At 49.7% G+C, this 9,920-nt stretch carries 10 protein-coding genes; all 10 read right to left on the reverse strand.

Annotated features, from left to right (window positions below):
- Positions 1-83 precede the first annotated feature (83 nt).
- Positions 84-1,403, reverse strand: coding sequence for an ATP-binding protein (locus E0L29_RS11105; protein ID WP_207387791.1), 1,320 nt, complete (start codon positions 1,401-1,403; stop codon positions 84-86).
- A gap of 923 nt (positions 1,404-2,326) precedes the next feature.
- Complete coding sequence (locus tag E0L29_RS11115) at positions 2,327-3,850, reverse strand: ATP-binding protein (protein WP_131359068.1); 1,524 nt, start codon at positions 3,848-3,850, stop codon at positions 2,327-2,329.
- The gene (locus tag E0L29_RS11120; protein ID WP_131359071.1) at positions 3,847-5,370 is read right to left on the reverse strand and encodes a class I SAM-dependent DNA methyltransferase; all 1,524 of its coding nucleotides are present in this window, start codon (positions 5,368-5,370) and stop codon (positions 3,847-3,849) included. The genes E0L29_RS11115 and E0L29_RS11120 overlap by 4 nt, the downstream gene beginning before the upstream one ends.
- A gap of 303 nt (positions 5,371-5,673) precedes the next feature.
- Entirely contained in the window at positions 5,674-6,330 is a 657-nt protein-coding gene (locus tag E0L29_RS11125) for a DNA-binding protein (RefSeq protein WP_131359074.1), read from the reverse strand.
- A complete protein-coding gene (locus E0L29_RS11130; RefSeq protein WP_131359077.1) occupies positions 6,287-6,781 on the reverse strand; it encodes a recombinase family protein in 495 nt (164 codons plus the stop codon). Before E0L29_RS11130 ends, E0L29_RS11125 begins: the two co-directional genes overlap by 44 nt.
- Positions 6,782-7,081: a type II toxin-antitoxin system RelE/ParE family toxin gene (locus E0L29_RS11135; RefSeq protein WP_131359079.1), complete on the reverse strand. Its 300-nt coding sequence runs from the start codon at positions 7,079-7,081 to the stop codon at positions 6,782-6,784.
- 13 nt (positions 7,082-7,094) lie between these two features.
- On the reverse strand, positions 7,095-7,346 hold the full coding sequence (locus E0L29_RS11140) for a type II toxin-antitoxin system ParD family antitoxin (RefSeq protein ID WP_131359082.1): 252 nt from the start codon (positions 7,344-7,346) through the stop codon (positions 7,095-7,097).
- Between the two features lie 310 nt (positions 7,347-7,656).
- A complete protein-coding gene (locus tag E0L29_RS11145; protein ID WP_347564603.1) occupies positions 7,657-7,926 on the reverse strand; it encodes a DUF2726 domain-containing protein in 270 nt (89 codons plus the stop codon).
- Positions 7,927-8,378: 452 nt separating this feature from the next.
- Positions 8,379-8,954: a hypothetical protein gene (locus E0L29_RS11150; RefSeq protein WP_131359085.1), complete on the reverse strand. Its 576-nt coding sequence runs from the start codon at positions 8,952-8,954 to the stop codon at positions 8,379-8,381.
- An 83-nt stretch (positions 8,955-9,037) separates the two neighbouring features.
- Positions 9,038-9,811: an AAA family ATPase gene (locus tag E0L29_RS11155; RefSeq protein ID WP_131359087.1), complete on the reverse strand. Its 774-nt coding sequence runs from the start codon at positions 9,809-9,811 to the stop codon at positions 9,038-9,040.
- Between the last annotated feature and the right edge of the window lie 109 nt (positions 9,812-9,920).

The following is a 9,920-nucleotide window of genomic DNA, read 5'->3' on the forward strand; positions in this document are numbered from 1 at the left end:
CCAAGAAGCTGCTGGTAATGAGAGATCAGGGATTCCATCACGAGACTGCGGGTTGGATTGGTGAGGCTTGAGACTACGTCAAGCTATCCATTTCCTCCCGCATTCCCACTAAATTTGACGAAGAGCCGAAAAACTAGACGAACGTTATCAGGCATTTTCTCCCGGATGAGGTCGCGAACGAAAGATCGCGCCTCGCCAATCTCTTCGGCTGCCATCTGGGCGTTATCCGCCGCGTCAACCACAATGCACAGGAATGAACTGGGATTGGTAAGCCGCACCAGTGTAGCCGCTTGGTTCATCCGGTGAATAAACGCCCGCACATAGGACGGGGCATCGGCGTGAGAAGAGGGAATCAGAAGATGACAGAGGCCCTTTGCCGCAAGTTCATTTACAATTTGCACGAGCGCATCTCTATGCCGGTGACGATAGCCAGATGCATTTCGGTATTGACCGTTTCCGAAACAGTCATACAAAATGCACGTGGATCCATCAGGAAGACCCTGCGCGATACGGTTTGCGAACACCGTCTTTCCGACCCCGGCGGAGGCGTGAACGATGACCGGAGCTGCGGCGCCGAAGATTGCCCGCATGATGTCTGACTCTTGGGCACGGGGAACAGCACCATCCAGACTCTCGATCAAACAAGGAGCGGGAAAGAGCAGGCGTTCGTCAGTGCTCAGAGCCCTTAGGACATCCATCTTGGTGATGGTTGGGTTCTGTTCTCCTTCAGACAGGGCCCTGCGGTTGACAAGTTCCTTCAGTTTCAAGGGGGCATCAACATCGGTGTCCGGTAGATATCCACTCACATCCTGAAAGAGAATGTTGCGCTGATTCCAGTAGTCATCTTGTCGATCTTCGAAATGCAGCAGCTTCAAAAACGCAGTGAGGAAATCGCCGTCCAGGCTACTAAATCGTTCGAGTTTCTGGAGTTCGTATGGATGACGTGGTATGGTCTCAGCTGCGGCATCGGCCACGGCTTCCGCGAAATCCGAAACGATTGGCCTGTTGGTAACAAACCAAAATTGGAGCTTCGCCGCGAGCTCATCGGTCGAGAAGGTCCGGAGCAGCTCTTGGTAACGCTTGGTAAAACCTTGGATAGTTTTTTCCAAGCCACTTGCGGTCCAAGGCTCGCTTGCATGCAGCGTCGAATGTTTAAGCTGCATATACCGGACAAGCCGCGCTTCTTGGAAGTCTTCGCTCCCGAAATATTCTGCGATATCGATAACTTCCTCGCCGACGCTGATCGGAGGCTCGCCCGCCCGTTCGTCCGGCGATGGCCCCTCGATGCTGATTGCGACCAAATCGCTCTGCGCCGACAGAAGCCCCAAGCAGCGGCGTGCTGCCCACAGATAATGGAACTGATCGCCATCGCGGCTAGGGCGGACTAAATTGGTTCGAGACATCTAAAATTAATTATGGTCTGTATTACAGAACACCTTGCCCATTACAAAAGCACATTGTCCCGTGTCATCAATTCTGCCTCGTAGATCACGTCCTGCGCAAACTCTCCCCAACATAAAATGCAACTCGACAAGTAAACAAAATCATGAACGTCCCGGATTCTTCCCTTGGTATGGGGCCAATTTCCATCTATCGGCAGTTGTCAGGATGAACTCTATGACCTTTGATCTCATCTGCCAATAAATGCGGATTCACACTCTATTCTGACACGATTCCGACAATCATTCTGACATCAGGTTAGGGTATAGTTCAGGTCGACAAATAGTGAATCAGATAATCTGCAGATATGCCGAACCCATCACTCTATTCCTTTAATCTGTTGGTTGCAACGAAATCAGCCAGTCCGTTAGATTTAGTTATTCATGATTTCTATTCTGGCTAAGGCTAACAGCAGGTCTTCCTGCCGGGGTTGACCGAAAACCATTCGATAGAGGGCCAACCCTTGCTGTAAGGGAGCAGTGGAATGCGTCGCTCCACCAGGGCGGAACCATCTTCGCAGATCCAATAAGGGATGAGATCGGAATGCCCATTGGATTTTTGATTGGCCGCAATTCGAAAAGGGTTAGCCACGGATCATCTCCCTCATGTGCCAAGGAGAGAACAGTCAGACCATACCGTTCCGCAACATTGTTTCTGACAGCATGCCCTTGATAGCGATGCACCTGACCTTCGCTTTTTACAATTTCACCGGAATAGTCAACACCTTCTTAGTAGTAGGATTCGAGTTCAGATTGGGAAATGTGACTCTTCTTCTTCATCGATAAGGTTTAAACATCCTCATATTTCAACGATTATCGGACGATTATCGAAAAATAGTCGGACGATTATCGGACGTTTTTTTACAATTCCAGACTACTCCTGACCATTACGGTTTAAGGATATAATGGCGTCCCCGTCCTTCTCCTTCAGGTTCTATCAAGCCAAAGGCAACAAGCTCTCTGACATCTCTGAAAGCCGTGTCTTTGGCGACCCCGAGGGTTTTGGTAATCCAGCCGGTGGTAACGGAGCCGCTTCTTACGATTTCGGCCAGTATCGCGCTCTGCCGTTCATTCAGCTTTTCAGCGACAGCAGGACTGATGCCTCCGGTGATGTTTTCAGGCAACAGTATCCGCTCCATATTTTCTCCTGGACCGATCAATGTTACCACGACCTCGTTATCGGCTATTGCAATAAGCGGGGCATCAAGGCCGTGGTTCAGCATGGAATCACGCATACGGGTAATACCGGTGCCTCGCTCTTCCATTCGACCAAGAAAAACCAGTCCTTGTGCGATATTCGGGTTTCGCGATTGTGACCGGGCTTTTCCTGAACGAAGTTTTGCAAGACTCAGATTTCCCGGAAGAGCACCCGGACTGATAATTTCGATTCTGTCCCTGAACAGATCAACAGTTACTCTTCTGCCTGCGTCTTCATAGTCGCGATGGGCAAAAGCATTTACAAGTGCCTCGCGCAAGGCGGCCTCGGGATATTCATTCACTTCGATTCTCTGCAAACCGGCGATGCGCAACGGATGTCTCGTGTTTTTTCGGATAAAGGCGACCACCTCATCAATGGCTTCTGACAACGGTTTTCTGATAGTAGCATGATCAGAAGGGGTGGCTGTACGAACACTCCCAGCGTATGCGGCTACCTGAATGCGGGCATGGGCGAAATACTTTGATGGATCAGGCGCAAGAAGCATGATCCCGGCTGCTGTCGCTAAATATCGTTTGTCCTCATCTTTCCACAAGTAACCTCGTTCCCAGAGCGTATGCATCACCTCATCACTGTTTATGCTCCCGGCAGGAAGGTTTTCCGAACTTGCAACCATACGAACAGCAATAGAGGTATCAATGCCGCTCCAGGGAAGTACCTCAAGGCGTTGACGCTCAAACAGAGATGCGATATGAATTGTTTTATGGGCTGATGTATTCTGATCGCTTGTAGGCTCTATGTCGTAGGAGTCCTTGATGTAACGAACCAGTCGTTTCCGGACTTTTTCCTGCAGTTCTTCCGTGCTTTCAAATCGCTCGTAGGTATGACCGTCCCTTTTGATTTCTTCTATGAATGCGTTGGTTTCCGGCGATCGGGCAAGATCATTGGTACCTTTGATTGCAACAAGTGTTGGTAACGGCAGTGTTCTGGAGAGACGGTATTCATGGTGAGTTGCAGAGAGCCCATCGATCAACCTGCCGTACTCTTTCCACACAACTCCCACATACACATGACAGGTTTTCAGTAACGCAAGGTAAGCCTGTGGGTCAGGATATAGTGTCGTTGGCTCGTCTTCGAATAAAACCGGAACACAATGCAGGGAAAGAAACGGATCAGTAGAAAGAAGAATCTGCAACGCAAGCCGCTCATCTCCGAGTTCTTTCTGAACAGAGCTGATAAAGACCTTTATTCTCATGACAGCAAACCCTCCCTTATCAGCAGCTCCTTCAACCGGTCTTCGGCCGCATAAGCGGCCTGTAGTGACTGCTTGAGGTTCTCGACTGCTTCATCTACAGTCATTGACTCTTCCTCTATCACCGGTTCCACGTATCGAGGGATGTTCAGATTGAAATCGTTTTCCCGGATTTCATCAAGCGTAACCACTCTGCAAGCACCTTCGACATCCCGATACTCTTGATACCAACGATGGATGCGCTCGACATGCTCAGGCAAGAGTTTATTCTGGGCACGACCGGTCTTGAACTCCTTCGATGCGTTAATAAACAGCACCTTCTTACGATGCTCTGTCGGTTTGATGTCACGAAAAACAAGCAAGCAAGGGGCGAGACCTGTGCCATAGAATATGTTCTGCCCGAGACCTATCACCGCTTCGAGAATATCCATTTCGAGAAGCTTGCGACGGATTTCGCCTTCCTTTGACATCCGGAACAAAACGCCATGAGGAAGCACAACTGCCATACGTCCTGTTCTGAATGCCATAGAACTGACCATGTGCTGCACCCAGGCATAGTCACCCGATTTGGCTGGTGGCAAACCAGCAAAATTCCGCCCATAAGGATCATTGAGCCAGACATCTTCTCCCCATTTTTCAAGGGAAAACGGAGGATTGGCGATAACGCAGTCGAAAGCTGCAAGGTTGTCACCAGAATAAAAAGCAGGCGAGCGCAAGGTATCCCCACGCTCGATATGAAAATCCTCTGCGCCATGCAAAAAGAGGTTCATGCGGGCGATAGAAGAGGTTGTCAGATTCTTCTCCTGCCCGAAGAGTTTCCCCAACATGAGATTCAAATCGCCATCATGCTCTTTGACGTAATGGAGGGCTTCGAGAAGCATACCTCCCGTTCCGCAGGCCGGGTCATAGATTGTCTCACCAGTTTGCGGCGCAAGGATGCGAACCATCAGCGTAACTACAAAACGTGGGGTGTAGAACTCACCTGCTTTCTTGTTGGTCAGATCGGCAAATTTCTTGATCAGGTATTCATAAGCCTGGCCAAGGATGTCCGCCTTGCAGTGCTCATTGCCAAGATCAAGCGAAGAGAAATGTTCAATCAGGTCTTTAAGCAGTGCGTCGGAGAGACGCTCCTTGTTTGTCCACTGGGCATCACCGAAAATGCCATGAAGTGAGTCGGGGTTGGCCTGCTCGATGCACCGCATGGCCTTCTGAAGAGCATGGCCGATATTAGCGCTCCGTTCTCGAACTTCCTCCCAATGACAGGCATCCGGAATCTGAAAACGATGGTTCTCGGGAAATTGGGCGAATTCCACATCACCTGCGGACTCGTCAAAAGCGGCAGCAAACTCCTCGTCATAAACATCGGAGAGTCGCTTGAAAAAGAGTAATGGAAAAATGTAGGTCTTGAAATCTGCGGCATCGACAGGCCCTCGCAGGATATTGGCAGCCTCCCACAAATGACTTGAAAGGCTTCCGATATCCAGTACTGTCAGAGTTCTATTGACGCCGTTCTTTGATTTCATAAAGCATAATCTTCTCTTGTCTTAACCTGGAGTTTCCATCCCCTTTACGATGCACGGAATGGCCTGCCTTTCCAATAGAATAAGTAGGGTAATTGTAATTATACGAATACTTTGCGCTATTTCTTAACGTTTGAAGTCGATTTCAGCCCTCCAACATCGAGAATAGCAATGCCGTACTTACAGCCCGGCAAAGCTGTTACAATTATCAACTCGCTGCGACTTCATCTTCCGAATCCGACATATGCCAAAGCAATATTTAAAAGAGTATTTTCAAGAATCCGGGCAACTTTTTTATCTATGTTTTCACCGCTTCAACGCCGCCATCAGCTCCCTGTTCTGGGCCGTGATTGCCTCAAGCTGCCCGACAAGGCCTGCAGCATGCTCACGCGCTGCTGCGGCTTCCTGCTGCGCTTTATCCAGTGCCGTCTTGCTCTCCTGCTTCATATTCTCCAGCTCGGCAAGAACCGTTTCCAGCCTCCTGGCTGCATCCTGCTGCCGTTCAGCGGCAACTGAAGCATGAGCTTCCGCTCTGGCCTGAACCTGAGCCAGCTCAGAACGGAGAGAATCCAACGCCTCCCGTGCAGTATGGAGTTCCGTCATTGCATTTGCGGCTTCGTAATCGCGCTGCTGCTTGGCCGCCGGCAGTTCTGCCAGCTCGGATGCCTGCCGCTCCCGAATCTGCTCTCCTGCCCGCACCTGTTCAAGAGCTTCCGCCAGCTGCTGTCGGACAGCTTCGAGTTCCTGAGCCTGGACCTCGTAAGCTTCGGAAACCTCATTCCGAAGCTCTTCTGCTTCAGCCCGCTCGGTCACCAATGCAGCCTGGGCTGCATTGAGGGACTCATTCGAGATAGCCTGCGCCTCCTGCCAGACTTCTGCCAGCAAACCTTTGAACACCTCCTGAATTCTTGCCGGAACTTCAACGGGCGGTGCTCCAGAAGAGGCTATCTGCTTTGGAGTCATTCGGAGAAATCTTCGGTCGTCCGCCCTTCTTGCCTCTTGCCCGTGCCGCTTTCAGACCGGCCTGGGTTCTTTCCTGAATCAACCGCCGCTCGAACTGTGCAAGTGTGGCGAAGATATTGAAGACCATTTCGCTAGAGGCGGTGGTGGTATCGATGCCGCCGTCACTGATCGAACGGAAGCCCACTCCCCTGCCTTTCAATTCATCGACGATCTCGATGAGGTGTTTCAGGGAGCGGCCGAGGCGATCGAGTCGCCAGATGATGAGAGTGTCCCCTGCTTGTAGTTCCGTCATGCAGGCAGCAAGACCTGGCCGATCCGTTTTTGTTCCACTGACCTTATCGATGAAAATGAGTTTGTCGGAGATGCCGGCATGTTTGAGGGCATCGAGTTGCAGGTTGAGTTCCTGGCCGGAGGTCGAGACCCTGGCATAGCCGATGAGTCGCACTGCCATCTATTCCTGAGGATTGAGTTGCTCATCGATATCTCTCGATGCATGTAAGACCCGGACAACTTCTATCCCGCCCGGGATGATTAGGTAAAAAATGATATAGCGGCCGACCGGAAAACTGCACAGGCCCTGCAGAAGCTCATTGCGAGATCTTCCGATATGGGGTGACCGTGCCAATTCATGGAATTTCCTGTCGATGGAGTCGATAAACGTGTCGGCACGATTCAAACTGTCTTCAGCGATGTAACTCCATATTTCGGCAAGATCGTCGAAAGCGAGCGGTCGGGTCCTGATGATTGGCATGGGGGGCTCCTGCTTATTTCTTACTCCGCTTTCTTCCCGCATTTTTGATCACATCAGGATTCCAGACCGTTGCTGCGCCGCTCTCAATCCCCGATTGAATCTCCTGCCTCAGAAGATCGGTCCTTGCCTTCCGGATCGAATCCTGTTCATCCATGAGGCGCAACGCTTCACGGATGACCTCACTCGCCGATGTGTATAAGCCCGAGTTAACCTTTTCCCGTACCATTTTTTCGAGGTATGGAGTCAAGTTGACGTTCATTGGCATGGCGTTCTCCTTGATTTCATGAATAGCTACTCCCTGGAGGCATTGTCAATTTATGACAATTATTGCCAACAATAAATTCCTTTTGCGCCAGCATCTCACAAACACTCCACTATGACGACTTTACAAGTCAATGATTAGCGTGACGCTTTTATAAGACAGAATGGAGCCGGAAAAAGGGGCTTTTGATCCCCCTTCCCTACTGTCTCAAAAAACGACCGTTTAATAGTACAAATAGTAACGCATCAAATCCGTGTCTTAGCTCATTTGCTCAATAAGAGGGGACGATTCGAATACTCGAATCCATACTGAACTAAACTACCGCTTCATCCAGCTTTCTCCTGATCCGTTGCCTCTCATCGCTCCCGACCGTTGACAGGCGCAGCATCGGGAGTCCGCATTTGGCCAAAACTGAATCCTTCAAAACATCACGTTCAGCCTGTCGTGTCCCTTCACGATGGAAAGCATAGCCATCATAATGCAGGTTCTCCGGCATTTCTGTAGCGCGAGACCTCAAGGAAGTCTGCCTGCTTTCGCATGGGGTGATGTTGCAACCCCTATCTGGTCCATTACAGGCCAGCATTCGCTTTCTCCTTGATCTTCTGCCCACAGCTCCATGGTCATTCCTTGCGGTTTGATTGCCTTACAAATTGTAAGGCGGAACTATGGGTTTACCGTGTTCCGCAGATTGAACATGCGAACGAGTTAGGCCCCGTCTATCCGCCGGCGGGAGTTATCGACCGTGTAGAGAAACACTCAGAAACCTCTACCAAACCCGCTCACCTTTTTGGTTCGAGTGTTACAGTAGCTTTCACTCGTCACACTTTACGGCAGTTACGACGATTCACATATGTTGGCCATATCGCGCTCCCTCTTGCCCCTCTCCGCCTGCTACTGGCAGATTCAGCGTTCCCTCACGGGTCGGCCTATAGTTTTTCTGCGGGTACGTTTATCCGAGAGCTTCACACAAGTTGGTTACCCTGCTTGCATGTCTCGGTGAGGGCAACAGACGGCACTGCTGGTTCAAAGAACAGTTCAATTCTGCGACTTCACGTCGCACCTGGCGAAAGTGTATATTATTTGTACACCTAAAGGAATCGTAAGCTCATTAACACGATTCTCGATATCAGCCTTCTTGTCAAACACTACCATCCAGAACCCCACCGTGTTCAGTCCTTGGGCAGCATGAAAGACCCCAACGAGTTCCTGAAGCTTTTCAAGGTCTTGCTCTATCTTTTTAAGAAATGTCGATGTCGATTCACCATTTGGTCTACGAAACTTCAATTCAATAATAGCCTTGGGTATATTAAATCCGTAGCCCTTACTTGGTAAAGCCGCATGACGTTTAACATCGAGATTTGAGACATCCACAAGCACAACATCGGAACGAGTTTTGAGATCGCCTTTACCATACCAGCGAACTTCTGTGTGTAATGAGATTGAGGTGTCTCCGTCGTTTGTCGTCTCCTCTGTCCCGAATCTGGTTATAAGCCTATGGCACAAGTGCATGCGAAGGTCTTCCTCAGTAAGTAGCACATTTGGAGCTCTCAGGAAGACGTTATTGACGTCTAAAATAGAATCTTCAATGTGCTGTCTATCTTCCTCAATCATCTTAATTCCCCTTAAGCGAAGGTTTCGAATAAAGCGCGCCTATTTGCCGTCACGCGCATCCTCTGGCTCGTTTTGCATTTTTACTAGGCGGTTTTTCTGCGATTCTTGATGGTCTCAACAATTGCTTTCAGTGCGGCAATGTCATTTCCAAGATCCGTCGATGTAGGAACTGTGTCCGCCTTGGCTGACGATGGATCGTGAGCCGTAACAACATCACAGCTACGCTTATGCAACTTCTCTATCGCTTCGTATTCCGTGCGGTCGAAACCCACAACATCCTCAAGAGAATCCACGCGAATCCAGTCTCGGTATCGCTTTACCACACCATTGAAAACAACGTCTTGAATGACGCGTTCAAGTGTTGCTCTTAACCGATCATATTGATGCCGCATTTCACCCATCTCTTTCTCACCAGGATATGTCGGCCAAGATTTTGCAATCTTTGTCTGTGCACGTTCAAGATCACTGATTCTTTCCTTGTAACCCTGATGGTCCCAAGGAAGACCATCGTTTACGCAGCCCGGAAAGCCATCTCTCCATTCAAGAAATGACATCGAATTTCCAATTCCTTCAGCATCGATTTCATCGCATAGTTGACCAAGAAACGAGGTGTCATGAGTAAATACAATAACTTGCCTCTTTTTCGCCTCCTCGACTAACCTACGAGCAACATTACGCCGTCGCCAATGATCTAAGGAAGAAACAGGATCATCGAAGACAATCCCGCATGAATGATCGGAAAGCGCCAACTCTGCAAAAAACGAACCCAATGCAATCACACGTTGTTCTCCTTCGCTCAAAATCTCATCGATTTTATTCGATGTTGGTAAATCGAGTAAGGCTCCTCGCTGTTTCAAATGGGTAAGCTGAAATTAAGTTTCCCGTTGATGAGGTAAATCATGTTGATGAGATACCTGTTGGTACGGTAGCCCCGAGCCCGTGCTTTTGCGGCCTGGACGAGGCTGT

Origin of the sequence: Chlorobium sp. N1 (assembly GCF_004332115.1) — a bacterium.
In the GTDB taxonomy this organism is placed as follows: domain Bacteria; phylum Bacteroidota; class Chlorobiia; order Chlorobiales; family Chlorobiaceae; genus Chlorobium.